General features: G+C 57.8%; 26 protein-coding genes and 2 pseudogenes. 17 read left to right on the forward strand and 11 right to left on the reverse strand.

What is annotated here, in order from left to right; genetic code table 11:
- Nucleotides 1–45 precede the first annotated feature (45 nt).
- The 7 genes from OF122_RS07195 to OF122_RS07225 all read left to right on the forward strand — a co-directional run bounded on the left by OF122_RS07195 (nucleotide 46) and on the right by OF122_RS07225 (nucleotide 6212).
- Nucleotides 46–1023 carry a tripartite tricarboxylate transporter substrate binding protein gene (locus OF122_RS07195; protein WP_264227101.1) on the forward strand — a complete coding sequence of 326 codons (978 nt, stop codon included), beginning with the start codon at nucleotides 46–48 and terminating at the stop codon, nucleotides 1021–1023.
- Between the two features lie 68 nt (nucleotides 1024–1091).
- Nucleotides 1092–1559, forward strand: coding sequence for a tripartite tricarboxylate transporter TctB family protein (locus OF122_RS07200; RefSeq protein ID WP_264227102.1), 468 nt, complete (start codon nucleotides 1092–1094; stop codon nucleotides 1557–1559).
- A gap of 9 nt (nucleotides 1560–1568) precedes the next feature.
- Nucleotides 1569–3095, forward strand: a complete 1527-nt coding sequence (locus OF122_RS07205) for a tripartite tricarboxylate transporter permease (RefSeq protein WP_264227103.1) — start codon at nucleotides 1569–1571, stop codon at nucleotides 3093–3095.
- 53 nt (nucleotides 3096–3148) lie between these two features.
- A complete protein-coding gene (locus OF122_RS07210; RefSeq protein ID WP_264227104.1) occupies nucleotides 3149–4006 on the forward strand; it encodes a hypothetical protein in 858 nt (285 codons plus the stop codon).
- Nucleotides 4007–4014: 8 nt separating this feature from the next.
- The gene (locus OF122_RS07215) at nucleotides 4015–4515 is read left to right on the forward strand and encodes a PPC domain-containing DNA-binding protein (RefSeq protein ID WP_264227105.1); all 501 of its coding nucleotides are present in this window, start codon (nucleotides 4015–4017) and stop codon (nucleotides 4513–4515) included.
- Complete coding sequence (locus OF122_RS07220; RefSeq protein ID WP_264227106.1) at nucleotides 4512–5486, forward strand: 2-hydroxyacid dehydrogenase; 975 nt, start codon at nucleotides 4512–4514, stop codon at nucleotides 5484–5486. Before OF122_RS07215 ends, OF122_RS07220 begins: the two co-directional genes overlap by 4 nt.
- A 51-nt stretch (nucleotides 5487–5537) precedes the next feature.
- Nucleotides 5538–6212 carry an RraA family protein gene (locus OF122_RS07225; protein WP_264227107.1) on the forward strand — a complete coding sequence of 225 codons (675 nt, stop codon included), beginning with the start codon at nucleotides 5538–5540 and terminating at the stop codon, nucleotides 6210–6212.
- Nucleotides 6213–6781: 569 nt separating this feature from the next.
- On the opposite strand, the gene OF122_RS07230 is transcribed toward OF122_RS07225, so the two are convergent.
- The 4 genes and pseudogenes from OF122_RS07230 to OF122_RS07245 all read right to left on the reverse strand — a co-directional run.
- Nucleotides 6782–7423: a flavin reductase family protein gene (locus OF122_RS07230; RefSeq protein WP_264227108.1), complete on the reverse strand. Its 642-nt coding sequence runs from the start codon at nucleotides 7421–7423 to the stop codon at nucleotides 6782–6784.
- A pseudogene (locus OF122_RS07235) lies at nucleotides 7420–7638 on the reverse strand (aminopeptidase P family protein); the annotation flags it as partial. The gene OF122_RS07230 and the pseudogene OF122_RS07235, both read right to left, overlap by 4 nt.
- A 24-nt stretch (nucleotides 7639–7662) precedes the next feature.
- Nucleotides 7663–8792 (reverse strand): IS3 family transposase gene (locus tag OF122_RS07240; RefSeq protein WP_264224916.1). Its coding sequence is split into 2 segments (ribosomal slippage): nucleotides 7663–8549 and nucleotides 8549–8792, totalling 1131 coding nucleotides; the frame shifts between segments, so codons are not numbered across the junction.
- 59 nt (nucleotides 8793–8851) lie between these two features.
- A pseudogene (locus OF122_RS07245) lies at nucleotides 8852–9859 on the reverse strand (M24 family metallopeptidase); the annotation flags it as partial.
- Nucleotides 9860–9940: 81 nt separating this feature from the next.
- Here OF122_RS07245 and OF122_RS07250 point away from each other — a divergent pair.
- Complete coding sequence (locus OF122_RS07250; RefSeq protein WP_264227109.1) at nucleotides 9941–12025, forward strand: ATP-dependent helicase; 2085 nt, start codon at nucleotides 9941–9943, stop codon at nucleotides 12023–12025.
- A 142-nt stretch (nucleotides 12026–12167) separates the two neighbouring features.
- On the opposite strand, the gene OF122_RS07255 is transcribed toward OF122_RS07250, so the two are convergent.
- The 4 genes from OF122_RS07255 to OF122_RS07270 all read right to left on the reverse strand — a co-directional run bounded on the left by OF122_RS07255 (nucleotide 12168) and on the right by OF122_RS07270 (nucleotide 14456).
- Nucleotides 12168–12476 carry a hypothetical protein gene (locus OF122_RS07255; RefSeq protein ID WP_264227110.1) on the reverse strand — a complete coding sequence of 103 codons (309 nt, stop codon included), beginning with the start codon at nucleotides 12474–12476 and terminating at the stop codon, nucleotides 12168–12170.
- A 117-nt stretch (nucleotides 12477–12593) separates the two neighbouring features.
- Nucleotides 12594–13736 (reverse strand): DNA polymerase IV, encoded by a 1143-nt coding sequence (gene dinB / locus OF122_RS07260; protein WP_408636318.1) that lies wholly within the window; start codon nucleotides 13734–13736, stop codon nucleotides 12594–12596.
- Complete coding sequence (locus OF122_RS07265) at nucleotides 13723–13959, reverse strand: hypothetical protein (protein WP_264227112.1); 237 nt, start codon at nucleotides 13957–13959, stop codon at nucleotides 13723–13725. The genes dinB and OF122_RS07265 overlap by 14 nt, the downstream gene beginning before the upstream one ends.
- Nucleotides 13959–14456, reverse strand: a complete 498-nt coding sequence (locus OF122_RS07270) for a hypothetical protein (RefSeq protein ID WP_264227113.1) — start codon at nucleotides 14454–14456, stop codon at nucleotides 13959–13961. The genes OF122_RS07265 and OF122_RS07270 overlap by 1 nt, the downstream gene beginning before the upstream one ends.
- A gap of 112 nt (nucleotides 14457–14568) precedes the next feature.
- On the opposite strand from OF122_RS07270, the gene OF122_RS07275 reads away from it, so the two are divergent.
- Together OF122_RS07275 and OF122_RS07280 are read left to right on the forward strand one after the other, a co-directional pair.
- Nucleotides 14569–15243 (forward strand): SOS response-associated peptidase, encoded by a 675-nt coding sequence (locus tag OF122_RS07275; protein ID WP_264227114.1) that lies wholly within the window; start codon nucleotides 14569–14571, stop codon nucleotides 15241–15243.
- Nucleotides 15244–15417: 174 nt separating this feature from the next.
- Nucleotides 15418–15669 carry a hypothetical protein gene (locus OF122_RS07280; protein ID WP_264227115.1) on the forward strand — a complete coding sequence of 84 codons (252 nt, stop codon included), beginning with the start codon at nucleotides 15418–15420 and terminating at the stop codon, nucleotides 15667–15669.
- A gap of 549 nt (nucleotides 15670–16218) precedes the next feature.
- Here OF122_RS07280 and OF122_RS07285 read toward each other — a convergent pair.
- Complete coding sequence (locus OF122_RS07285) at nucleotides 16219–17532, reverse strand: hypothetical protein (protein ID WP_264227116.1); 1314 nt, start codon at nucleotides 17530–17532, stop codon at nucleotides 16219–16221.
- An 826-nt stretch (nucleotides 17533–18358) separates the two neighbouring features.
- Here OF122_RS07285 and OF122_RS07290 point away from each other — a divergent pair.
- The 4 genes from OF122_RS07290 (at nucleotide 18359) to OF122_RS07305 (ending at nucleotide 21756) form a co-directional block, all read left to right on the forward strand.
- Entirely contained in the window at nucleotides 18359–18577 is a 219-nt protein-coding gene (locus OF122_RS07290; protein WP_264227117.1) for a hypothetical protein, read from the forward strand.
- A gap of 347 nt (nucleotides 18578–18924) precedes the next feature.
- Entirely contained in the window at nucleotides 18925–20418 is a 1494-nt protein-coding gene (istA, locus tag OF122_RS07295; protein ID WP_264224573.1) for an IS21 family transposase, read from the forward strand.
- On the forward strand, nucleotides 20415–21182 hold the full coding sequence (gene istB / locus OF122_RS07300) for an IS21-like element helper ATPase IstB (protein ID WP_264224574.1): 768 nt from the start codon (nucleotides 20415–20417) through the stop codon (nucleotides 21180–21182). The genes istA and istB overlap by 4 nt, the downstream gene beginning before the upstream one ends.
- A gap of 133 nt (nucleotides 21183–21315) precedes the next feature.
- On the forward strand, nucleotides 21316–21756 hold the full coding sequence (locus tag OF122_RS07305; RefSeq protein WP_264227118.1) for a DUF4238 domain-containing protein: 441 nt from the start codon (nucleotides 21316–21318) through the stop codon (nucleotides 21754–21756).
- On the opposite strand, the gene OF122_RS07310 is transcribed toward OF122_RS07305, so the two are convergent.
- Entirely contained in the window at nucleotides 21753–22076 is a 324-nt protein-coding gene (locus OF122_RS07310; protein ID WP_264227119.1) for a hypothetical protein, read from the reverse strand. The genes OF122_RS07305 and OF122_RS07310 overlap by 4 nt on opposite strands.
- 463 nt (nucleotides 22077–22539) lie before the next feature.
- On the opposite strand from OF122_RS07310, the gene OF122_RS07315 reads away from it, so the two are divergent.
- Both OF122_RS07315 and OF122_RS07320 read left to right on the forward strand, forming a co-directional pair.
- Complete coding sequence (locus OF122_RS07315) at nucleotides 22540–23727, forward strand: tyrosine-type recombinase/integrase (RefSeq protein ID WP_264227120.1); 1188 nt, start codon at nucleotides 22540–22542, stop codon at nucleotides 23725–23727.
- Nucleotides 23724–24341, forward strand: coding sequence for a hypothetical protein (locus OF122_RS07320; protein ID WP_264227121.1), 618 nt, complete (start codon nucleotides 23724–23726; stop codon nucleotides 24339–24341). The genes OF122_RS07315 and OF122_RS07320 overlap by 4 nt, the downstream gene beginning before the upstream one ends.
- A gap of 357 nt (nucleotides 24342–24698) precedes the next feature.
- Here the strand turns inward: OF122_RS07320 and OF122_RS07325 are convergent, their stop codons facing one another.
- The gene (locus OF122_RS07325) at nucleotides 24699–25532 is read right to left on the reverse strand and encodes a class I SAM-dependent methyltransferase (RefSeq protein WP_264227122.1); all 834 of its coding nucleotides are present in this window, start codon (nucleotides 25530–25532) and stop codon (nucleotides 24699–24701) included.
- Between the two features lie 132 nt (nucleotides 25533–25664).
- On the opposite strand from OF122_RS07325, the gene OF122_RS07330 reads away from it, so the two are divergent.
- Nucleotides 25665–26525, forward strand: a complete 861-nt coding sequence (locus OF122_RS07330) for an alpha/beta fold hydrolase (protein ID WP_264227123.1) — start codon at nucleotides 25665–25667, stop codon at nucleotides 26523–26525.
- Nucleotides 26526–26585: the final 60 nt, after the last annotated feature.

Below are 26585 nucleotides of genomic sequence, written 5' to 3' on the forward strand. Positions count from 1 at the left end.
GTTCGGGTCTTCGCTAACTACCCCAGTGTTCAAAAGGAGGAGAATATGAACATGAACAACACACCCAAAGTCGTAGTGGCCGCAGTGGCTGCGCTGACGGTCGCGGCTCTGGCCTTGCCGGCCACGGCGCAAGACTATCCCAACGCTCCGATTCGGTTGATTGTGCCGTATGCCGCCGGCGGCGGCACGGACCTATCTGCCCGTCTGCTTCAGGAGCCACTTGGAGACGCACTGGATACTTCGATTGTTGTCGAAAATCGTGCGGGTGGAGCAGGTTGGGTCGGCTGGGCAGCACTTGCAGCAGCCGAGCCCGATGGCTACACGATCGGCTACATCAACTTGCCCAACCTCATCGTCGGATATCTCAATCCTGATGCGGGGCGTACCGAAACGTGGGAGGATTTTGATTTCCTCACCAACCACGTGGTCGATGCCGGCGTGATTGCAATCCGAGCCAACGACGAGCGGTTCTCCGATCTGGAGAGTTTGGTCGAATATGCGAAGGAAAATCCGACCTCTTCGACAAGCAGCGGCGTTGGTTCGGCCACTCATTTCGCCGGCCTGCAAATGAACGCGCGGCTCGACACTAACTTTGAATTTGTCCACTCAGGTGGCACCGGAGATTCTATTCCAGCGGTGCTTGGAGGTCATGTCGATGTTCTGATCGCCGGTATCGCGGATGCGGTAAGTTCGTTTGACAGCGGTGAATTGCTTCCCATCGGCGTGTTCGGTCCCGAACGCGTGTCGCTACTCCCCGATGTGCCTACCGTCACCGAAGTTACGGATGTCGAGTTCGATCGTTTGCTCCGGCGCGCGATTGCCGTGCCAAACGGGGTGCCTGAAGATGTTCGCGCAGAACTTGTCGATGCATTGATCGCGGCGCAGACCACGCCAGAGCACATTGAGAACCTTGAACAGGTTGGCCTGCAAGCAGACGACCTGTCAGGCGATGAGCTGGATCAAATGGTGGCCAATTCAGAAGCCGAGATTATTGAGCTCCTGCCAGAATTGGGTTGGAGATAATCTTCCTTCCGATTTGTGCAAGTGTCCCGGGATCGTCCTGATCCCGGGCCAGTTCAAGGAAATCGCAAATGCTGGCCCGTGTGCATCACGACATCCCAATTGCCCTGCTGCTTATGGCTTTTAGTGCTGGAGCGTATGGGGCAACTGCACGATTTGAATCGATCGCCCTCTATCCTCGAGCCCTTATCTTGGTTCTTTCCACTTTCGCCGCTGTGGTGCTCATCGATGGAATCCGAAAGTCGGTGAGACTGCGCCAGGACAAGCCGGTGACTACCGCCCCCGACGAGACTGGATACACGCCCGTTGCCATGGCCCGGCCTCTAGTCGTTTTGGCAGCCACAGCGCTCTATGTTTGGTCGCTTCCATTTGCCGGTTTCTGGCTATCAACCGCGGTCTTTGTTGCCAGCGTAGCCAAACTCATAGGGCTTGTGGGTGTCATACGTCCGCTCGCTGTCTCTTTGGGATTTACGGTGTTTGCCTACCTTCTTTTCGCCTGGCAGCTTGGCGTGCCTTTGCCCCGTGGCGTGGTGTTCTAGGAGAGTGAGATGACATTTGAATTGCTCTTAAGTGTTCTTGGCACCCTGTTTTCTCCGCCCATGCTCGCGTTGATCACACTGGGCACCTTCGCTGGCATTGTGGTTGGCGCGCTGCCAGGACTTTCGGCAACCATGGCGATTGCGCTCATGATCCCTGTGACATTCACCATGGACGCTTTGTCGGGCATTGTCCTGCTTATCGCGATCTATGCTGGGTCGATGTTTGGCGGGTCGGTGCCGGCTATACTTTTGCACACACCAGGCACACCTTCGGCGGCTGCAACCGCAATTGACGGCTATCAGCTCACGCGGAAGGGGCAGGGCGGGCTTGCGCTCGGGATTGCCGCGATTGCCTCAGCGACGGGCGGAACGTTGAGTGCATTGGCGTTGCTCTTAATTGCCCCGCCATTGGCACAGGTTTCACTGTTTTTCAGTGCGCCAGAGTATTTTCTGATCGCCGTGTTTGGCCTTTCAATCATCGCTGGCGTGGTCGATGGGCCGATCATCAAAGCGTTGGCAGCGGGTGTGTTTGGTCTGCTCGTCGGCACTGTTGGCATCGACGTCTTTACCGGATTTAACCGGTTCACATTTGGAATAACCGAATTGCAGGGTGGAATCTCGCTGGTGCCCGCCATGATCGGTCTCTTTTCCATGTCCCAGGTGCTCATCCAGCTCGAACCCGGCAATGAGCCTACCCATCAGACGACGGGTCCGTCGACATTGGGACGAATTTTACCAACCCGGGCTCAGCTCAAGTCTGTACGAGGGGCAATTTTTGGCGGTTCGGCGATTGGAATGGGCGTTGGTGTTCTTCCCGGAGCGGGGGGCGAGATCGGCTCTTGGGTCGCTTATAATGAGGCCAAGCGGTTTTCAAAAAACAGGTCCGAGTTCGGCAAGGGCTCGCTCGAAGGTGTCGCTGCACCTGAAGCAGCCAACAACGGGGTGACTGGCGGGGCGATGATCCCTCTAATGACCCTTGGTATCCCTGCAAATATCGCAACGGCTGTTCTTTTGGGCGGGTTCCTTATTCAGGGCTTGACCCCCGGCCGGAGCCTGTTCACCCAGCAAGCCGAACTGACATACTCGATCATTTTCGGCTTTGTGATCGCCAATATCGTCATGGGCGTACTTGCCATCTCAAGCGCTCGATACCTCGCCTTGATCTCGCGCGTCTCCCCGCGCGTCATCACCCCCTTGATCATTGGCCTGAGTGTCGTGGGTTCCTATGCAATCAACAATAGCCTGTTTGATGTGTGGGTGATGCTGGCCTTCGGTCTGCTTGGCTATCTCGCCCGAAAAGGCGGCTTCCATCCGGCCCCTATTGTTCTGGGAATGCTTCTGGGCCCTATTGCGGAACAAGGATTCCGCCAGACCATGACGCTCGCACGCGTCGCTGGCCAAGACGTTGCTTCGTTTATCGTCTCCCGACCGCCATCCCTCGTGTTGATCGCTATCATTGTTCTCGCTTTTGGTGGCCCGATTATTGCCAAGGCTTGGCGCTCATGGCGTCGGCCAGCCGTCAAACCTACCGGATGACCCAACCATTCCCAATTTTTAGAAGCTCAGAAATTGCGTCAGGAGTATCGATCATGACAACACTTAGCACCAAAGAAGTCCAAGCTATCGCGGCCTACTTCCATTCTGCGCAATGGCAACGCACCATTGAGGCACTCAAGCAGCCAGACGAACCCGTTTATCACATTCACACCTACATCCAGACCCAGATTCACCCCCTTGCTCTTGAGGAGATCGTGAAGGGTTACTTTGCCAAGCGGGGCCAACCGGTCCATCGCAAGATCGAGATCTTCACCTCGGGTCAGGTGGCCGATTCCGGCTCGATCCACGGTATTGAGCCCCATGGCATGCCCCATTTCGATCTGCTTTGGAGCTACAGCGAAACCGATTTGATCGCGCCAGCCGACCGAGCTGAAAATGTCGAGACCTGGGGCGAGAGCTTCATGGTTGATTTTTATAAAAAGTATCCATTCCGAACCGAACTCTCAGCGTCGGACGAAGCTGAGGTCGAAGCCTATTTTCAAAGCAAGGCTTGGGAAAAATACTGCGCGCTCAACGAGCACCCCGACGTGGTTCATATTCACGCCAATGTCGAAACCTCGCTGCATCCCGACATCATCCGCAAACACGCGCTCGTGGCGATGGAAAAGCAGGGTTGGGAGATTGAAGAAGCGGTGCCAGTCGCATTCCAAATGCGGGGGCAGATGCATGGCAAGATTGTTTTTCTGGGCAACAAACCCGAGAAGATTTTCGACATTGCCTGGGCGTTTAATCCCGCAGTCGCGCTAATTCCGAGTACCCGGTACTGGTTGACGACCGAGGACCCGACCTACGATGCGCGCACGATGAAAGAAGTGCCCTTGTTGCTCAAGAAAAATAGCTATCGGTGGCTTTCGCTCGCGGACATTGAAGCCGTCGTCAACGCCGTCTAGGAGCTGTTATGTCCCAGCAATCATCGTATCATACAGCGGCAGTGGGCTCAGTCGGCCGCGTACTCGCCGCGCGTATTCACCCCGATCAGGATGTGCTCGAAGCTATCGAAAGGGTATGTCTGGAACACGGGATCCTTCGTGGCCAGATCACCACCTCGATCGGTAGCTTCAAGAGGGTTCACCTACACTATATCGCCCGCATGCGTCGGGACCCCGATCTGGGCTACAATGAATTTCTAACCCTCCACGGTCCCCACAGCCTTCTGACGGGGCAGGGGCTGGTTTCACCTGGTGACACGCCTGACAGGCTTAATATCCACTATCACGCGGTCATAAGCGGGAAGGACGATGTGATCTATGGAGGTCATATCGAGACGGGTACGATTACCCTGACAACGCTTGACCTTTTCATCGTCGAGGTCAGCGGGATCGAGATCGAACGTGGTATCGACCCCGAGACGGGAGCGCTTGTGACATCGTTCCGGCCAAATGCGGGAGAGGCCAAATGAAGGTTTTTATCACTCAGCCACTCGAGACCGAGGCAGTGGAACAACTCCAGGCAGCAGGCATCGAGGTGATATGCAGCGGCGTCAAGCGTCCCCTCACGCGCACCGAGTTCCTCGATGGCATTGCCGATGTCGATGGTGTGATCTTTGTCTGGCACACCGAGCAGCTCGATGCCGAGGCCTTCGCGCATGCTCCCAAGCTCAAGATCGCGGCGCGTCGCGGTGTGGGCTATGACAACATTGATCTCGACCAGGCGCGCCAGCGCGGCGTTTATGTGACTGTGACGCCTGTTCACACCCACACGATTGCGGACTTGACGTTCGGATTGATGATCAATGCTGCGCGCAAGCTCCATCTCGCCGACCGGTTCGTACGTGACGGGCAATGGACTGAGGCCGGAACATGGGTCGCGCAGCGCTTCATGGGTTATGATGTATCCTATAAGACCATGGGGATTGTCGGCCTTGGCCGGATTGGCCAGCACATGGCAAAACGCGCCAAGGGGTTTGACATGGACGTGCGCTATTTCGACGTCCGCCGCCAGCCCGAGGTCGAAGAGGAGTTGGGTATCCGCTATGTGGAGATGGATGAAATCCTGGCCGAGTCCGATTTTATTGCGCTCACTTGCGCGTTAACCGAGCGCACGCACAAACTGATCAACGCCGACGCAATAGCCAAGATGAAATCCACGGCTGTGCTCGTGCTATCCGCCCGCGGAGGGATCATAGATGAAGCCGCGCTTTACGATGCTTTGGCCAATGGGCGCTTAGGCGCAGCTGGCCTCGATGTGTTCGAGCAGGAGCCGGTGCAGCCTGACAATCCACTTCTCAAGCTCGAAAATGTGGCACTTTCCCCCCATCTTGGCGCAAGCGTGCAGGAGACTCGCGTTCTCATGGCCACTACCGCGGCAAACGATGTCATCCGGGTTCTCGGAGGGGAGGAGCCTCGATTTGCCTTAGTGACACCTCAATGAACGTTGGGGCGCTGAAACTAGATCAACAGATACTTGAAGTGGGAAAGTCCAATGAGTGAAGGTTTTCGGGTGAGGCAGGAATGGGACCGCGTCGATGCGACGGTTATCAAGCGGGCCAGCGCCTTGCCAGTGGCAAATGTCAGCGACTGCATGGGACGAATGTTTGCCGGCGGCGCCAGTTTGCGCCCCATGCACAGGGATGGCCTTCTTGCTGGCCCAGCTCTGACCGTGCGGTGCAGACCAGGGGATAATCTGATGCTGCACAAGGCGGTCGACATGGCCAAGCCGGGAGATGTGATCGTGTGCGATGCCGGTGGCGACACGACCAACGCCTTGATCGGGGAGTTGATCATAGCACACGCCAGGAAGCGTGGCGTAGCCGGCTTCGTGCTCAACGGTGCTATCCGCGACTACCAAGCGATCCGCTCTGACGACTACCCTGTCTTTGCAGTGGGGATCACCCATAGAGGGCCATACAAGAACGGGCCGGGAGAGATAGGATTTGCAATCGCAATCGACGGCATGACGCTTGAAGCTGGCGATTTGATTATGGGCGATGGTGACGGAGTGCTCGCGTTGCCTAGACTTCAGGCGCAAGCGATTCTTGATCGTGCAGAAAAGAAAAAGCAGGCCGAGGACGTTCAAATGGCCTCGACCTTAGAAGGTACTTTAGATCGAGGATGGGTGGATCGTACGCTTTCGGGGAACGGCTGCGTGTTTGTTTGATGCCTTCTGTTCGATTTATTGCGCTCAATTTGCGGTCATGAGCGAGGACGTCCGAAGTAATAGGCGTATTCGACTACTCAAACGGTGGAGCGTGAACTGCTGGATCGTACGGACACGCACCTTCCTGTCGCCGAAGCAGTGAAAAGAAAGGAGGTCCTTAGTCACAGCAACAAGCGGCGTGCGTTGATACTGGTTGGCGCTCAAAGATCGGGATATGAACGGCGCAACCACCGTGTTCGACCTTCTCGAGCCAAAACACCCTCCCCAAGAGCTGTTGAGCTCGAGCAATCTCCCCGTCTCGGTGCTCAACGACCTCAGAACTGTACTGCTTCGTCGCTACGTTCAAGCATATTTGAGCGACTACTTGTGCTGGCGGGGAATAGGCTCACGTCCGCTTCTGGGCAACATGGTGCGCGCCCCGAATGACCGAAATGGGGTCGGATGCGGAACGACGGCTTATCTGACACTACGGCCAGAACCGGACAGGCAGCTTGCGGCCCCCAACGAGCATTGAGAGATCCGGACGGACCACACCCGGAAAGTCATGCCTTTGTGCCAGCCGCTCGGCTCTATGCAGTGTGCCACTGCTCAGGGGTGAGCGTGACGTGCTCGAACTGGTCGAAAGTTCGACTATAGGAGTGTCCGCCGAGCCGCCCGACTGCATCCATGCCAATCTGGTCGACATGCAGATTGTCGTTGACCAGGTTTTGACGCACATGGATGCCGACGACCTCGCCCAGAACGATTTGGCGGGCTGGGCTGACTTCGAGCGTGAACATGCGTTTGCACTCAAGTGCTGTGGGTGCCTTCAGAATGCGCGGCGCGCGGACGGATAGCCCGGGGCGGGTGGCCAACCCGGCCGCCTCCAGCTCGTCGATGTCGTCATCGAACTTGATGGCACAAATCTCCATTTTTTCGACGAGCGCGGTATCGCAAATGTGGACGATGAACTCCCCGGTATCCCGGATATTGCGGGCGGTGTCCTTGAGCGCGCCATCAGCCTTGTTCTCAATGCCAATTCCCACGATCGCAGGATCGTGGGTTAGGACATTGAAGAAGCTGAAGGGCCCCGCATTGGGTTTGCCGGCACTGCTTAAGGTGGTGACCAACGCAATGGGCCGCGGGATCACCGTGCCGATTAGCCATTTGTAGCGCTCTCGCGGCGTGAGTTCAGCAAAATCAAAGTGTCGGAAGTCCTCGCTCATACTCATGCCGCCACGCGGTACGTCTCAAGCGGCGTGTGGCGGCTGAGATTTTCAAAGCCATCTTTGGTCACCAGATAGCAATCCCCGATGTTCGCGCCAGCACTGAGTGGCTCAAGCCACTGAGCGTGCAAAACGAAGACCATTCCCTCTTCCAGCGTGTCGTAATTGTGCGAGGAGACATTGAAGCTATTTTGTGCTCCGGCCATGCCCACTGAATAGCCCCGAGTTTCGTGGACACCCTCGGGTTAGTTTTCCTGCTGTCGTTCGAACTCGACGGGTGACAGCATCCCGTTCCGGACGTGCTTTCGTTTTGGGTTGTAGAACATTTCGATGTAGTCGAACACGTCCTGCCTTGCCTCTTGGCGTGTTCGATAGGTTCTGCGCCGTATCCGCTCACGCTTGAGCAGATTGAAGAAGCTTTCTGCCACAGCGTTGTCGTGGCAATTCCCCCGTCGGCTCATTGAATGCTCAAGATTGTGATGCTTGAGAAATGCTGCCCAGTCCATGCTGGTGAACTGGGAACCCTGGTCGGAATGAATCAGGACCTTGTTCTTGGGCTTTCGACGCCACACTGCCATGAGCAAAGCCTGCAACACGACGTCGGTTGTCTGGCGGCTGTGCATTGACCAGCCGATGACACGACGTGAGAACAGGTCGATGACAACGGCCAGATAGGCAAAGCCTTCCTGGGTTCTGATGTAGGTGATGTCGGTCACCCACGCCCTGTCTGGAGCCTCCACATCGAACTGGCGGGCCAAGGTATTGTCGACCACGATCGAGGGCCTGCCGCCATAGGAGCCGGGCCGTCGCTTGTAGCCGATCTGCGCCTTGATCCCGGCAAGCCTCGCAAGACGAGCAATGCGGTTGGCACAACTGGTCTCTCCCTGATCGAGAAGGTCGTCATGGAGCTTGCGGTAGCCATAGACCCTGCCGCTTTCCTTCCAGGCATTGCTGATGAGCTCCGTCTGACGTGCATCTTCCAACGCCCGCTTGCTCAGCGGATTCTTCAGCCACGCGTAGAAACCGCTGGGTCGGATGCGCAGGCAACGGCACATTGCCCGAACCGTGAACTGCTGGCGATGCTCGGCAATGAACGCGTATCTCACTTTGCATCCTTGGCGAAATACGCGGTGGCTTTTTTTAAGATGTCGCGCTCCTCGGTGACGCGCGCCAGTTCCTTCTTCAGTCGCCGGATCTCTGCTGTTTGATCCACATCGTCCGATCCCGAGGGCTTAGAGAACTTCTTTTTCCAAGCATAGAGCGAATGCGGGCTCACGCCGAGACGCTTCGAAACCTCCGCAACGGGGTATCCCCGCTCGGTAATCTGCGCGACCGCATCACGCTTGAACTCATCACTGAAATTGCCAGACCGCATCATGGCCTCCTTGCCTCAAATTTAGGGAAGAAGGCGTCCAGAAATCTAGGGGCTATTCACACAGAATGCCCGAGATTGGGATTATGGGGACCGGCGAGCGCGGGATAGATGTGATCGAGCGAGCGCCCCTTGGCTTCCCAATCGGGCTCACTCACCTTGCCTCTGGGGATGGCGAGAGGTCCCCCGTCAGGAGCCGTGCTCCAATTGTAGGGCATAGTTCGAGCCGCCGGAGAGTCGAGCAAGCCGTTCTCGACAAACGGTGCGAACGCCGCGTTGTTAACGTCGCTCATCGACGCTCCCGGCTTGATCAACGCTTCTGCACGTTTGACGCCCTTCGTGCACACATCGAGAACGAGCTCTTGTCGTTCTGTAATTTCACCCACAGCGATCATTCGGGCGGTCTGGGCCGTGTAGCCCTGATAAGTGACGTTGGACACATAGAGATTGACCAGATCGCCCGGTCGGACGACGCGGCCATAGGGTTTTCCGCAATGGGTGCCGTATTGGTTGATGCCGATCTGATAGCCATCGCCAGTCTCGCCGCCGCGCGCCATCTGGGCGAAGGTAAAGGCCGCCAGGATTTCCTGGTCCGACACCCCCGGCCGCGTCGCGTGATAGGCCGCCTGCGTCCCGATGGAAATCAATTGTGCGGCGGCGCGGAACATCTCGATTTCGCGCCGCGAACGGATCTTCTGCATGCGGTCGATTATGGAATTGGCGGTCTCCATGCGAGACTTTGGCAGGTGCTCCGACAAGGCCGGCCAGAACCGGTCGGCAGTCCGGTCGCCGATGCAGCCGAACTGCCCCGCCCCGAGCCCGAGATCGCTCAGCACGTCGGCGCATGCCTTAATCGTAAGGGCCTGGGATGTCCCGGGCCGGTCGGCGTATTCGCGGCCGATTGCACCGATCTGGCGTATGTCGGCGACACCGACAGGTTCACCCCCGGGCGGCAGGATCACAGATTGGGTGAAGAATGACAGCAGGACGGGTTCGCGGTCGGAATCCGTTGGTATGATCAATACGCCTTCACGCATCCAATCGCACACATATCGAAGATAGGCGTTCGAAATGAACGCAGCATTTCAGCGCTCCAAAAGCAGCCCAATATCACCTGTTGCGAACAAAACGGGAATGCGGTTCGATACTGCATGTCTGTCATTGATCGATTCGTCGCCACCGACACGAGCTATCTGGATGTGTTGAACACCAACCAACGCCAGGCGGTTGAGCATGGGGTAGGGGCCTCCGCACCCGGACCGTTGCTGGTGATCGCTGGCGCGGGGTCCGGCAAGACAAACACGCTGGCCCATCGTGTGGCGCATCTGATGGTCAACGGCGCCGACCCTCGACGTATGCTGCTTTTGACCTTTTCGCGCCGGGCAGCGACCGAGATGAGCCGACGTGTGGAACGCATCGCCGCGCGTGTCCTCGGAGTGGGATCGGGCGCTGTGACTGATGCGCTGACCTGGGCGGGCACGTTCCATGGCATTGGTGCTCGGCTGCTGCGCGAACATGCCCATCAGATCGGCCTCGATCCTGCGTTCACCATCCATGATCGCGAAGACGCCGCCGATCTGATGAATCTTGTGAGGCACGAACTCAAGTTGAGCGAGACTGCCTCTCGGTTTCCGACCAAAGGCACGTGCCTGTCGATCTACTCTCGGGTGGTCAACGCTCAGGCCGACCTTGACGAGGTGCTGGAAAAGACATTCCCGTGGTGTGCCATGTGGGGCGCCGAACTTAGGACGTTGTTCGGTGCTTATGTCGCCGCCAAGCAGGCCCAGAACGTTCTCGATTACGATGATCTGCTGCTCTACTGGGCCGTGATGATGGATGAGCCGGCGATTGCCCAGGCCGTGTCCGACCAGTTCGACCATATCCTTGTCGATGAATATCAGGACACCAACCGGCTTCAGTCTGCGATTCTTCTGGCCATGCGCCCAAGCGGGCAGGGGCTGACGGTGGTGGGTGACGACGCCCAATCCATCTATTCGTTTCGGGCCGCTACGGTTCGAAACATTCTCGATTTCCCGGTATCGTTTTCGCCCAATGCCGAAATCGTCACGTTGGACCGCAATTATCGGTCGACCCAACCGATCCTTGCTGCGGCCAACGCGGTCATCGAGCAGGCGACCGAGCGCTTCACCAAGAACCTTTGGTCCGAGCGCCAGTCGGAGGCCAAGCCTCAGCTGGTCACTGTCCGAGATGGTGCCGACCAAGTTGCCTACATTGCCACATCCATTCTTGAGGCGCGTGAGGCGGGCACCCCGCTCAAGGAGCAGGCTGTATTGTTCCGAACCTCCAGCCATTCAGGTCCGCTCGAGATCGAATTGACCCGCCGCAACATACCCTTCGTCAAGTTCGGCGGGCTCAAATTTCTCGATGCAGCCCACATCAAGGACATGCTGGCCGTCCTGCGCTGGGTGGAAAACCCGCGCGATCGCGTTGCCGGCTTTCGGATGCTGCAGTTGATACCGGGAGTGGGCCCAGGCACGGCGGGGCGGGTTCTTGATGCCCTGGACACAAGTTCAGATCCGGTCTGGGCGCTCTCCGAGGTGCCTAAGCCCTTAAAGGCCGGGCAGCACTGGACCGACCTTGTCACGCTGTTTGGACGGTTGTCTGGGAAAGAGATCGCCTGGCCGCTCGAACTGTCCTATGTGCGCCAGTGGTATGAGCCGCTGCTGGAGGCCGGGTATGAAGACGCACACATTCGCACTGCCGACATCATTCAGCTCGAACAGATCGCGAGCGGGTATCCGAGCCGCGACCGCTTCCTGACCGATCTCACCCTCGATCCCCCCGACGCCACCAGCGACCAGCCGGGTGTCCCGCTTCGGGATGAAGACTACCTCATTCTTTCGACCATTCACTCGGCCAAGGGGCAGGAGTGGAAGTCGGTCCATGTGCTCAATGTGGTCGATGGCTGTATGCCCTCGGACCTGGGCGCAGGAACGACCGAAGAGCTCGAAGAAGAGCGCCGTCTGCTCTATGTGGCCATGACTCGGGCCAAGGACGAGCTGCACCTGCTGGTGCCGCAAAAGTTCTACGTGACCCAGCAGTCGCGCCATGGCGACAGGCATCTTTATGCCCAACGCACCCGTTTCATCCCGCGGTCATTGACGCATTTGTTCGACGATGTGCTCTGGCCGCCAGTGACACCGGTGCGTGCCGATCTTGCGCCATCCCAGCCGACACGTGTTGATATCGCAGCAAAGATGCGCAGCATGTGGTGAGTGGGGGCGCGGCACGGAAATGAGATCGGACGCCACAGTTGTGCGCTTAGGCGTCCGGCATCGCCTGCCTACCGTGTTTTGAAACGCCAAAGGCAAGTTCTTGATGAAGCGTCTGTGCCACTGTTTTGGGCAGATGTACGGCCTACTTGGCCAACACAGACTTCCGCTCAACTACCTCTTCGGGTCGTCCCAGCGAGGCAATAAGAGCGCCGGTTATCCGAGAATGCAGCCCCTCAATGTGCTCGGGATCCATATGCCCATCCATCGGCGACAAAAGACGGCTGGCCATAGCCTCCCAGTCTTCAATGGAGATGGCCTGGCCGCTCGGCATGGCTGCTGCCGTACGCAGCGCATCGACAAGAAGACTTTGAATGGACCGGACAGACAGAGGATGGAACGGCTGGACGACATCGCCGAGGATGCTTTGCGCAGTTCGCTTCGCCCAATCCATGCACTGCCCCCCGGATGGTTCGAGCGATACTGGCGCATTAAAGACGTTTGCTCAATCCCAATGCGCGTCAGCTGAGGACACGTAACTCTCGGAAGCTGCAGCATCGACGGCACGAACCTACAAAGCCAAACTCAACTGCTCGGCATTATTCTCTCGCTCTGAACTCTCAGCAAAGCCTGACAGGCTTACCCCAAGCAGCCGTATGCCTTTTGCGACCGGAAACACCGGGTCGAGCAGAGCATGGGCGACGGCTTCGACTTCACCCAGGGTCCGCAAAGCGTGCGGCATGGTGCGGCTGCGGGTGATGATTTCGAAGTCAGAATATTTGACTTTCAGGGTCAACGTGCGCCCGTAGAGCGCTTTGGCCTCGGCATGGCGCCAGACCTTGTCGATGATGGGCGCCAGTTTTTCTCTGGCTTCGGACAGCGCGTGCACATCGTCAAAGAAGGTGTTCTCGCCTCCCACCGATTTTCGAATGCGATCGGCTTTGACCCGGCGATGATCAACACCGCGGGCAATCCAGTAGTAATAGCTGCCCGATGACCGGAATTTCTCCTGCAGGAAGGGCAGGGGTTTTGCCTTGAGATCGGCTCCCGTCTGGATGCCGAGTGCTTTCATCCGCGCTGCCGTGGCCGGGCCAATGCCGTGGAATTTCTCAATCGGCAGAGTTTCGACAAACGCCGGCCCTTTCGCCGGCGTGATGACGAACTGGCCATTGGGCTTGTTGTGCCCAGACGCCATCTTGGCGAGGAACTTGTTGTAGGAGATCCCGGCAGAGGCGGTCAGACCTGTCACCTCAAAGATCCTTGCCCTGATCGCTTCGGCAATCTCGCTGGCGATCGCCATTCCTTTAAAATTCTCGGTGACGTCGAGATAGGCCTCATCAAGCGAAAGGGGCTCGATGAGCGCGGTGTATTCTCCAAAGATTTCATGGATCTGCGCAGAGACCGATTTATAGACCTCGAACCGTGGTTTGACGAAGATCAGCTCGGGGCATTTGCGCGCCGCTGTGACCGATGGCATGGCCGAACGGACGCCGAACTGGCGTGCCTCATAGCTGGCGGCCGCGACGACACCCCGTTTTTTCGCGCCACCCACGGCTACCGGCTTGCCACGCAGTGCGGGATCATCGCGCTGTTCGACCGAGGCAAAGAAGGCATCCATGTCGACGTGGATGATCTTGCGTATGCCGTCCTGTCCCACCTCGGGTTCGGCCACGTCCGGTGCTCCTGCTGCGTTGAGGGGACTAGCGCTCAGCATCTTGAATGAACATCAGTTCATCGCGATCGATCGTTCGCACAGTCGTATAGGGTATAGACAGCCGATACTCGCCCTTGTCAGGATCAAATATCGAAAAGCGAAAGCCCAGGATATACATGGCCAGCGCCTCCTGATCGGTCAGCTCTGGCCAGGCGCTATCGCGGCCGGCCAGCGTTATCGCATGTCGGAGTTCTGTCGGCTGTGTGATCGGGTTGGCATGCATCACAATTGCACCATCTCGGATGGGTCACGGAATTGGGTATCATCGCCGGGCAAAATCCACCGGATGGTGGCGCCGCCGGAGTCGCATTGTGGGCATCGTGCCCAGCGCTCAAGGCGCTCGAGGCTGCACTGCCGACCGTGCGTGCCGACAAGCGTCGTCCGATCCAAAGCGACGGCAGGGCAGGCTCGAACCCGTTTGAACGCATAGTGCCGGCGCTGACACACAAGGACTGGGCGCCAGCCCTTGTCCTGCGCATCAGAGAGCTTCGCCCAGTAGGTAACCGGTGTCGGCTGCACAAAGGCCGTGCACTGGTTCCTCGCGACCGAGGGGCAACCGCCATCCTCGGCGACGCGCTTTAGGAGATCGGCTATGGTGATCATGCCAAACCGGCGCACGGCGGTGTGCAGCTGCATCTGGCCCCGCCGGTTGCACTGGACGCATTCGATAACCAGAAGCGGAGGTCCAAACGCTGCAATGGTGTCGGTTTGTTTGAACATGTCGTTTTCGATTCACAGCGACGAGACCGCGAGTCATAAGACGAGAACAAAGATAGAACAAGATTGCACTGCGCGCATTTTTAAGATGTGATCAGAGCGCAAGGAGGCGATCATGTGCAATCTCTACAGCCACACCTCGGCCCGCCAGTCGGTGATTGATCTGACGCGCGCCAGGTCGGTCTCCGACAGCGTCGGCAACATGGCGCCATTGCCGGGCATTTTCCCGGACTATGCCGCTCCTGTCGTCCGCAACGTCGCCGGGGTGCGTGAGTTGGCCATGGCCAGATGGGGAATGCCGAGCCCGCAATTTGTGCTTAAGGGGAAAAAGACCGACCCTGGCGTCACCAACATCAGAAACACCAGGAGCCCACACTGGCGCCGATGGCTGGGCACAGAACATCGCTGCGTGGTGCCGTTTACGAGCTTTTCCGAGTTCGATCATTTGCCGGGCGCTGACGGCAAGAAGCGTGGCGATACGTGGTTTGCTCTGGATGAGAGCCGACCGCTCGCAGTTTTTGCCGGCATTCACGTGATGGCCTGGACCTCGACCCGCAAGGTCAAGGAAGGCGAGGTGACAGCCGATCTCTATGGCTTTCTGACCTGCGACCCCAATGCGGAGGTCGCAGCCATCCATCCCAAGGCGATGCCTGTCATTTTAACGACGCCAGAAGACATCGAGACCTGGCTGACTGCCCCATGGGAAGACGCCGTCCAACTCCAACGTCCTTTGCCCGATGGTGTATTGAAGATCGTCGCAGTGGGACAAAAAGCGGATGAAGCGGCATGAGTATGGTGCCGAGGTCAGGGCCAAACATCGTCATGCGCCGCAGGCTCTTGGCGCGTTACCGAAAGCGGCTGGAAGCGTTCCAGCGTGTGCCGGCGCGTTGGCGTGAAGCCGAGAATGCCGATATTGGCGAACAGACCTGCCTGGCGTTGATTGCAGAACTGGAAAGGGACTTGAATGGAAAAGGCGACAGCGCCCAGCAAACTGATCGTGGTGATGGCGTTCGAGGACGATGGGGAAGGGGGGATGCGTCCGGCATTTGAGCCCAGAGAGTTCCAGAACGAGGGGCGTGCAAAGATCGAAGCCGGCTCTTTGGTGAATGCCTATCCGGCAGTGATTGCATGGTCACGCGAAGCCAAGCCGGATATCGGCGAATATGGCGAGCCTACTGTGCTGTTCAGCTTTGGTCCGGTGCCCGATATGGAGTAGCCGCCGGATGAGCTTCGATGTTTGCCCCCTAGGGGCGCTTACGATTGTGTCACGGTTCCGATGGCTATCAGCTCAGGCTGATACGACGAGAAGGCTTCAGTGCTGCAGGAGGCAGGATCACGCCTTTCGATCTTCAATCCCAAGTCCGATGGGCAACGAGTGCTAGGTCTCGCGGCCATTTGCGATGATCCAGTGGCTCGATCGCGGCTTTAGTTCCGGGCCTGCAGAAGCCGCTGGTCTGACGTTGGCGCAATGTAGGCTGGGTCTCGGTTGGAAACGGCGGATGCGCCGCGGACTGTGGTGCTACGCATCAGGTTCGTGGAGATCAATGCGGGGACAGATGGTCGCGAGGCTACAGCATTAGGGCGGACCCGTGTGAAGGGAAGTGTCTGTAACGTTTTACATAATACTAAAACTTTCGGAACATAGGACCGATGTGGTAGGTCAAGCAGCAGGGTAAAAGGTGCGACCATTCCAGCCGGCCTAGTTAGCATTATGTAAAACGTTACAACAGCGGTTGCCTTGAGGCTCGTCCTTCTTGCGCTGATGCTAGTCAGCATCATATGACATCCTTGCCAGTTGACCCAGGATCTCACGATCGGAAATGCTACCCGCGCCATAGGCTTCCGTGAATGCATCAAGATGAGCCAAAAACACAGTGACATCTGAAACCTTTCTGCCAGGAAGGATGTCAAACCAGATCTTCTCGACATAGCTCGTCTCATCAATCCAATCGAGGACCGCAGCATGTGGATTCTCTCGAGCATCCAGCGTCTGCAGCAGCAAGCGAATGGCTAAGATCGCGTCTGCATCCCGAGGATTATGTGTCGCGGCCCATTCGAATGCGCCGCCGTCACCTTGCCGATATAACGCATTCTGAGCTAATCGGATCGAACGTTCGACCCCTTCTACATCGTGTACTTTCAGTCGTTCGAGGTTATAGAACGTCGAGTCGGTACCTATCATATTGTCGAGGATATGATCATTCACGGCTGCCACCGGAAAGAGGGAGATTCGCACGAACTCCCCGATATCCAGTGCATGCACGTGTTCGAAAGTGGTGCGGACCACCATGGCCAAGTCGCTGAACACTAAATTGCGCTTCGACAAGGCATATTTCGGAAGTTGCTTCTGGCTGATGTGTCGCCTCTTTCCAAGCCATTCTCGTGCTTGCCTCTCAGTGATTTTCCGACCACGCGAAATCAGAATGCCAGTTGCAACCGCTATCAATTGCAGTCCAAGTTGATGTTCAGCTATTTCTTTCGCAATCCCATCGATATCGAGTTTCGCGTCGCGGTGAGCTTCGTAGAGATCCAGGCCCATTGCGGTCAGAACGGCTTTCTCAAGATCGTCATGATGGACGAAATGCAGACCTTCGACGGGTAAGTGAGAATCCAGGTATCGAACTGTAATTCGAGCTTCGTCGGTAAGAGCACCGCTCCGTCGCCACTGGGCATCAGTTGGTCCCAAGTGGCTACGAACTATCCGCTTTACACTGTTTGGGCTCATCTCATAGCGGAGGGCCAACGCGCGATAGGAAGGTGCGCTCTCACCTTCACTCCGCGCCAAATGGCTCCTCAACAGTTCCAAATCCCGTGCGTATCGATCTGTGCGACTGGTTTTAGGCGGCGGACGCCGCTTTGCCGGATCGAAATTCTTGCGAATGGATGCAGCAATTTGGCCAGCGATCTTTTTCTTCTCAAGCAAAGACAGCGGCTGCTTGCACTTCATCACCTCATTAAAGCAATGGCTGAACAAGGCGTCCTCGCCGGGAAGGGCCTCAACTGATTGCGTCCATCGTGCGACGCGTTTGAACGCGGCGTCACGAGCATCAGAAAAGTGGCGCTGTCGGATATTTGACATCAAGATGTGGATTAATGTTTAGAGAATTGACAGGGATGTTACTGCGGATCGCAAGGAAATACGGTTTGCCTGCAAAAGTCGCTTACCGTCGAGTGAAATAAGGGGTGGTTCATCGCAATGCCCATGAGATGTCACCTTGCTGCTTGGATCCTACAGACACTCTGTTGTTGGGCACTAGGATGATGTAGGGCCATGAGCCTCGGTGCAACCAATTTCTGCTCGCGCAGCGACCCTCAAAGCCACATCGATGCTTAAGAGGGCGGGGTAAGCGTGTGTTGGATTGAAATTCCTGTCCTCGGTAGAAGCGGGCCGCAACCCATTCGATAAAAAGGAGAATATAGTGGCTGACGATGAGAAAGCGAGCAGTTCGGGTTTGTCTCCCAAGACTGAACGCCGAATTCCGAGCTATCCTCCCATGTCAACGCAGATGAATCAGATCGCCGATCTTATTCGGGGCCTCGAGGAACGCCGAGCAAAAAAGGAGGCTTCGCCCAAGCTTAGAACACTGCGTGAGGCACTCTTTTCGCGAAGACAAGAGGATGACCAATGATTAGCTCCTGCGCCCGGGCAGGGATCCGGATGCGATCTGTGACATGGTAGCTGCCGGTCGGTTCGCCGGAGTTCACTGCCCACCGCTTAGGAGACGACATGCTGCTTCCGACTGGAAGATGGAAGGCGATGTGCGAGGGTCGTTTGCAATACCGCGAGCTGGCTCATTGGCTGCGGAAGCATAAATTTAGAAATAAATGCGGCTGCACGGGTACGCCAGAAACGATCTATTGTTCTACTATGGTATTAGATCATAGTCCAGTAGTTGGAGGCCGACATGGCAGTAGGTATCACAGAAGTCGAATTCGGTTTGGCTCGCGCATACAGTCGGAATCTCGCAACGCTTGAGAAGAAAGCACAAAAAATCATCGATCGCCATGATGCGACGATCGCCGCGCTTCAGGCCCGCGTGCGGGAGCTCGAAGCTGAGGTCGAGTGCGAGCGCAAGGCGCGCAATTTGGCTGAATTCCGCGCTAACCGTGCCCGCTTCAATTAAGCGGGCAGCAAGGGGACGCTGCCAGCGTTGCCGGCGCAGTCCCGGCGAGCGACATTCCATCAATCGCAATCACATTACCGGCCGCAACGGGTTATTTGTTCCGGACGTCCGCGTGCGCGGCATCGATCCCTCGGAATCGTTGAATCCGGACGTGTAAACGATGTCGCTGTCAGGTGCTGTAAAGTCGCTCCAGTTCACTTCAACGACGACATTACCCCGCAATCTTGAGAACGGCGGTGCAAAATTAGTCCACGGTAGCGGCTGGATTGTCCTGCTGCGGGCGGCTTAAAAGTCGTCCACCTATTTTCCTTCTGCAATTTGTGCGGGAGGGACGAGGGATCTACACCGTGGACTTATATTTGAAGGTTCGTCTGGCTTGCGATGGCGGCATGAGCCAGCGCGAAGCAGCCAGGCATTTCGGCATCTCGCGCGATACGGTTCGCAAGATGATGGCGTATTCTGTTCCGCCGGGCTATCGGCGGCAGGCGCCGGTGCGACGCCCGAAGCTGGACGCGTTCATCGCGATCATTGATCGGTGGCTTGACGAGGACCGGGCGGTCCCGCGCAAGCAGCGTCATACGGCCAAACGCGTTTTTGATCGCCTTCGTGACGAACATGGGTTTGCCGGCGGCTACACGATCATCAAGGACTACATGCGCGAGCGGGACCGGCGCGGTCAGGAAGTATTTGTGCCGCTGGCCCATCCTGCCGGACATGGACAGGCCGATTTCGGGGAGGCTGTGGTTATCATCGGCGGGGTGGAACAGAAGGCGCACTTTTTCGTGCTCGATCTGCCCCACAGCGACGCCTGCTATGTCCGGGCTTATCCGGCAGCTGTGGCTGAAGCATGGGTGGACGGCCATATCCACGCGTTCGCCTTTCTGGGCGCAGTGCCGCAATCGATCGTCTACGACAACGACCGCTGCCTGGTGGCAAAAATTCTTCCTGACGGCACGCGCAAGCGGGCAACGCTGTTCAGCGGGTTTTTGTCCCACTACCTGATCCGGGACCGTTATGGCCGCCCCGGCAAGGGCAATGACAAGGGCAGTGTTGAAGGACTTGTGGGCTATGCCCGCCGCAACTTCATGGTGCCGATCCCCCGATTTGCAACCTGGGACGCGTTCAACCTGTGGCTCGAGGAGCAGTGCCGCAGGCGCCAGGGCGATCGGCTACGCGGGGAGAGCGAGACGATCGGCGAACGGCTGCAACGCGATCTGGCGGCGATGCGGCCGCTGCCGGCATCGCCCTTCGAGGCCTGCGACCAGGCCAGCGGCCGGGTCTCCTCCCAGGCGCTGGTGCGCTACAGAACCAACGACTATTCCGTCCCTGTTGCCTATGGCCATCAGGACGCCTGGATCCGTGGCTATGTCGATGAGGTGGTGATCGGCTGCGGCGGGGAGACCATCGCCCGTCATCCGCGCAGTTATGGGCGCGAAGACATCGTCTTTGACCCACTGCATTACCTGCCGCTGATCGAGCACAAGATCAATGCGCTCGACCAGGCGGCCCCGCTCCAGGGCTGGGAACTTCCCGAGGCGTTCGCCACACTGCGTCGCCTGATGGAAGCGCGGATGGGCAAGCAGGGCCGGCGCGCCTATGTGCAAGTGTTGCGTCTTCTGGAAAGCTTCGATCTGGCCGACCTGCATGCGGCCATAAAGCAGGCGCTGCACCTGGGCGCCATAAGCTTCGATGCCATCAAGCATCTCGTCCTGTGCCGGGCCGAACGCCGGCCACCCAGGCTCGACCTTGCCATCTACCCCTATCTGCCCAGAGCCAGTGTCGAGACGACCTCGGCCAAGGCCTATATGGGTCTGCTGGACCGCGAGGAGGAACTGGCATGAGCAGCGATGCTCCCGAACTCCTGCTTGCCAGCCACCTCAAAGCGCTCAAGCTGCCGACCTTCCTGCGCGAGCACCACAAGCTTGCCCGCCAATGCGCGCTCGAGGACGTGGATCATGTCCGCTATCTTGCCCGACTTGTCGAACTCGAACTGATCGACCGGGAACGGCGCATGGTCGAGCGTCGCATCAAGGCCGCCCGGTTCCCGGCCGCCAAAAGCCTCGACAGCTTCGAGTTTGCCGCCATCCCCAAGCTCAACAAGATGCTGGTGCTGGAACTGGCGCGCTGCGAATGGATCGAAAGGCGCGAGAATGTTATCGCGCTCGGACCCAGTGGCACGGGCAAGACCCATGTTGCGATCGGTCTTGGCCTGGCAGCCTGCCAGAGGGGATTGTCCGTCGGCTTTACCACCGCAGCCGCCCTGGTCAGCGAGATGATGGAGGCGCGCGACGAACGTCGCCTTCTGCGCTTCCAGAAGCAGATGGCTGGCTACAAGCTGCTCATCATCGACGAACTGGGCTTCGTGCCGCTGTCCAAGACCGGGGCCGAGTTGCTGTTCGAGTTGATCTCGCAGCGTTACGAGCGCGGCTCCACCCTGATCACCAGCAATCTGCCTTTCGACGAATGGACCGAGACCTTCGGGTCCGAGCGCCTCACCGGCGCGCTCCTCGACCGCCTGACCCATCACGTCAGCATCCTCGAGATGAATGGTGACAGCTATCGCCTCGCCCAAAGCCGGGCACGCAAAGCCAGCCGCACGTCCTGAAAAACGCAATGTTGGGGGTATCGAACACCGCTCGGGCTACGCCCTCCCGGCGCTCGATACCCCCAACATCAAGTGGCCTGGTTTTGCGCCGCCCAATGGCCGACTTTTACCCCGCCGTTGACAGCAGGAAGAAATGGAAATTTCTGCCATGAGGGCCCTCATAAAACTGATCGATGGGAAAGGTGTGGGTGAGAAAATGAACGCCCTCACTTGGGCAGTCATTGACACTACCGGTGCGGAGCATGAGCTGTTGACGTCCGATCGTCCAATTATTCGAACGAATGGACTAATGGCAGAGAACGGGCATCTGGCGCTACCGATAGGGCCTCGAAAGCTGTTCCTCGCAGCCAAAGATGTGGAAACGGTTGATCGTATATCTTCGATACCTACTGCCGAACTGGTCACGGAGGCGAACCGACAGGTCGTCGAGTTTGCCGTCCGGTTCGTTTACGGCACGGATGATCGCCAGCTACGGTTCGTCCAAAACCGCATGGCGACAAAAGAACAGCCGAGAATAGTTTCCGGCCTGAACAAGCGGGGCCGCGAGCATCTTTTGAAGCGGGCAATGAACTAGCCTGCGGCTCTTTTCTTCCCGCCCTCGATGATCTGCAGCCCGCCCAAGGCAGGCGGCAGGTCAGGGGGCGTAGGATCACGTTCGATGTCTGGGAGGTGAATGCCACAGCCCTTTCGATATTTTTGCGCTTTGAACCGATCTGCAGTCCAGGGACAATCAGCGGCCAGCAGGTCGAGCATGTGCGCCAGCGAGGTTTCTGCACCGAATTTCTCTGCCAGCCGAGCAAGCCGATATTGGCCGTTTCGCCTGCACAGATTGCACTGCACACGGACCACGACCCACGGATAGTCGACGATGAGGACCGATTTCGGACGCTTCATGAGTCCGGATTTTAAATCCGGAACATAGAGAGAACAAGGTGCATGGTATTGCCTGCGACTTAAAATCCACCAGCGCCGATTTAAAATCTATATCAAGGACTTAAAATTGGGTTGCCCTGAATCTAAATTCGGGCGACGCTCGAATCATGATGTCGCTTGCCAAACCCACTTCGCCCTTTAATCAGCCCGTTCCGATGGCCGCGGCATTGGTCTATTATGCGTGCGATCCCGATCTACATCCGAAACTACGGAACCGTCCTAGGGCGGTCGTTACCCCTTTTCAGGATGAGATACATCCGGACCGGCCATTAACGATTGCGAAACTTCTGCAGTTGCCAGAGGCCGGGGAGTACGTAAGTGAATACAGAATTCGGGAAGCAATCCGATCGGGTGACCTTGTCAGCGAAAGGTTTGGCAGCCGTATCCTTGTGACATTGCGTGAATTTCGGGCGTGGAGATACAGATGCCAAGACCATCAAAAGGCGCACGCCTCTGGCTCAAACCCGCGGAATACGGAAAAGACGGCAAGGTCCGGAAGCGATCGGTCTGGGTCATTAGAGACAGCAGCAAGTCGGTCGTCACTGGCTGCGCTCCGGAAGACCGCGCGGGCGCTGAAAAAGCGCTAGCAGAATACATCGACGACAAATACGAACCGGAAACCGTCCGGCAGCGCCCGGCAGCGGATATCTTGGTCACCGATGTATTGAATCTCTATCTGCAAGAGAAAGCGCCTGATCACGCTCGGCCCGAGAAGACCACGGCTAGTGTGCTGCAGTTGGCAGAGTGGTGGCAGGGTAAGACCCTTGCTGACGTCACCGGGCGCAGCTGTCGTGCATATACGAAATGGCGCGTGGGACAGCCGTGGAAGTCGGCGAAGCCCGAGAAGACGGGCAATGCACCGCGACTGGTGACGGAAGCCGGTGTCAGGCGGGAGCTGGAGGACCTGCGGTCGGCAATCAATTTCCACCGGAGAGAGGGTCTCTGCAGAGAGATCGTGGAGGTGACCTTGCCGCCCAGGTCGCCAGCGAAAATCCGCTGGCTGACCCGTTCCGAGGCGGCTCAATTGCTCTGGACGTGCTGGCGGATGCGGGAGATGCGGAACGGCAAGCCCACGGGACGGCGGACCGGCAAACATCTGGCGCGGTTCATTTTGGTCGGCCTTTATACGGGCACTCGTGCATCGGCGATCTGTCAGGCAGCCCTTAAACTCGGTAGCGCGAACGGTTATGTCGACCTGGAACAGGGGGTCTTTTACCGTCGGCCGCATGGGAAAGCCGAGACTACCAAGCGGCAGCCGCCTGTGCGTCTGCCACCCAGGTTGCTGGCTCATATGCGGCGCTGGGCTAAGGACCGCGATGAAAAGACGATCTCCAAAAAATTCGTTGTCGAATGGAATTCCAAGCCGGTCGGCGAAGTGAACAAGGGTTTTGCTGGTGCTGTAGCGAAAGCCGGTCTGGGCAAGGATGTGACGCCTCACGTCCTACGGCACACGGCAGCCACCTGGATGATGCAGAATGGCGCGGATCTGTGGGATGCTGCAGGGTTCTTGGGGATGTCCGTCCAGGTCCTGGAGAGAGTGTATGGCCATCACCACCCTGATCATCAGCGATCGGCGATCACTGCGGTCACGTCTAAGCGGAGTGGAAAGTGAAGGCGAGGCCCATCATAGAGCGTCAGGCGTTCGATCACCTTCTGATGATTAAAGCCCATATGCTGTCGCTGGACAGAGGGCTAAAGGCGATTAGAAAAGGGCGGACCCCCCTAACCTTGGCCAAGATGAGACAATGCTATCTTGATCGAAGGATGATCATCGAAGAGCTGATGCTCCTCTCGGTCTCTGCCCATTCAGACGCAGGTCACGCGCTTGAGCGAGACTTACGATCTGGATTTAACGCCAAACGCAAGATGAAGCGGCTCGAGGTTCACAACCCCGAATTCTTCCCCAGAGCTATTGACCTTATCCCAGGAGATGAGGATGGCATCGCCGCTTGTTTTGTGGAAGTCACGGACGAGACTTTGAGCCGGCAGTTGGCAGAAGATTTTTATACCCACGGTGACAACTATCTGCACGCAATGTGGAAGGGAATGGACAGGACGCAATACGGTGCCGCCGTCGAGGATCTTAGCTTGTTCTTCAGGCTAACGGAGAGGCTGATGCGGACTTTCGAGGTCGATATCTCGGGTAAACGATACATGATGATCGGCCACCTGAATCTTCACTCGACCGAAAATCCCGAGCTGTTCAAAGCTGCAATGGAACCGTGAACATCTGTTCTAGGGGGACAGGATGGGGACAGAAACCCCCAGAACAAACCGAGATGATCCGACATTCAGCCTTGCATTCGACCGGTTGAAACCATAGGAAAACCGGGTCTTTATGGTGTGCAGCCTTCCAAGAGCCGACCGCTCATAACGGTCTGGTTGGGGGTTCGAGTCCCTCCGGGCCCACCATTTTCAATATCACACACGCCGCACCGTCCGCCGCATGACGCGCAAAAGCCGGGCCATGTGGTTCTCTGGCGCTCCAATGGGGTGCGCGTAACGTGGCGCGGGTCGCAGTCTCGGCCTTGGGTTCGAGGCTTCGCCTCGCACCTTCACCATCCTTTACGGCGCTTCCCGCTTTTAGGAAACCCGCGCCCAGGCGCCGACGAGTCGGGGATAGAAAATGCACGGGTCGGTTCCGGCCTGGGCTTCGTGAATCAGTCGCTCGTGCAGTGTTTCAATTTCGATCTCTGCAGCGCTGGCTATACCCAAAGTTTCCATCGCTGACGTCAGGCTTCTGGTGGATTCGACGATGAACTCGAAGCCGTCGACGTCCTGATCATTGCCGATCCGGGTCAGCCCGATCATCTCGGGCGCCATACCCGCGGTCCGGTAGGCGGGATAGAGCATAGCACCCATATCGGCGGTTCTGCCTGACCGGCGATAGACCTCGGTGATGCGCTCGATGCAGCGATGCAGGAGGGGCAAGGCGGGCTGAGCATAAGAGGTCGAAATATCGAACTCGATGAAGCTGACGAGCGTGCCGGGCTTTAGCCGCTCCGCCAGCCCGGCCAGGGTGGCGCCGGGATCGGTCATGTGGAGCAGAAGGAAGCGTCCGATCACTGCGTCGATGTCGGCGGGGATTTCCATGGCCTCGAGCGTGCCGGGGACAAACGAGATATCGAGCCCCTTGGCCTCTGCCCGCGCACGAGCCACCGAGAGAGCCGCCTCCGAAGGGTCGAGGCCGATAATTGCGCCATCGGTTCCCACGATGTCGGCTGCGATCAGGGAAACGTCGCCAACCCCGCACCCTACATCGAGCACACGCATGCCCTTCTCAAGCCCCGCCCGCAAGAGGATATCGCGGGTGAGATCGGCAAACAGGGCGGCCTGACGCTCGAGCCGAACCAACTCGCGTTCGGAATGACCCAATATGTAGGCCTGCTCTTTTGCTTGAGTTTGCGATCCGCTCATTGGTGTCCTCTGAAGATGATTTGCCGGGATATGGGTCCGAACCTGCGGGGAGTTCTCAATTGCGTTGTTAACGCGGCCTACACGCGCGGTCCGCTAAAATTGGGTCAACTGGTATCCTGGGTGGAACCTGAGATGTTGTACAGTCGCATTCAGACAAGGCAAGCAAGTATCGCGCTGGTTGAAACCGGCAAGGACGGCTTTCCGGTGCTGTTTCTGCATGGGAATTCGAGCTCCAGCGACGTTTTTGCGCGACAGCTGGAAAGCCCGCTTGCAGAACGCCATCGCCTCATCGCGCTCGACCTGCCGGGTCACGGTGCATCCGATGACGCCATCGAGCCGAAGGCAGCCTATACTATTCCCGGATTCGCCAACACGGTTGCCGAAGTGCTCGACGCCCTCGCGATTGACCACGTCGCTGTCGTTGGATGGTCGCTTGGCGGGCATATCGGCATCGAACTGCTGGAGCGCGAGCCTCGCATCGCGGGGCTCATGATTATGGGAACGCCGCCGGTATCCCGCGGCATTTTGGGCATGCTGCGCGGCTTCCAGCCGCAATTCGACCTGACGTTGACCACGAAGGGGCGGTTGACGCCCCGGGAAATGGACAGGCTCGCTCGCCTGTGCTTCGGGGAGTCGCCGCCGCAGCGCTTTCGTGATGCGATAGCGCGCGCCGACTGGCGCATGCGAAAGATCCTGGGGTATGGCCTGATGATGGGAGCGGGAGCCGATCAAAAAAAGGTCGTCGAGCACAGCCCGGTTCCCCTGGCTGTGGTCAATGGCGAGCGGGAGCCGTTTGCGCGTCTCGATTACCTCACCGGTCTTGACTATGCCAATCTCTGGGATGGGCAATGTCATCTTATCAATGCGGCGGGACACGCTGCCTTTCTTGATGCTCCGGGTGAGTTCAATGCGCTGCTCGGGCGGTTCATCGAGGATGCCGCGGCATTTGCCGTGCTCAGCCAGACGTCCGACCTTGGCCGGCGCCACGGCTGATTTTGCCTTCTAGATTATTGTTTTGTCGCGCTTCCGAACCGGATAAGTGGTACCCTTATC

This window comes from Pelagibacterium flavum (assembly GCF_025854335.1).
In the GTDB taxonomy this organism is placed as follows: Bacteria; Pseudomonadota; Alphaproteobacteria; order Rhizobiales; family Devosiaceae; genus Pelagibacterium; species Pelagibacterium flavum.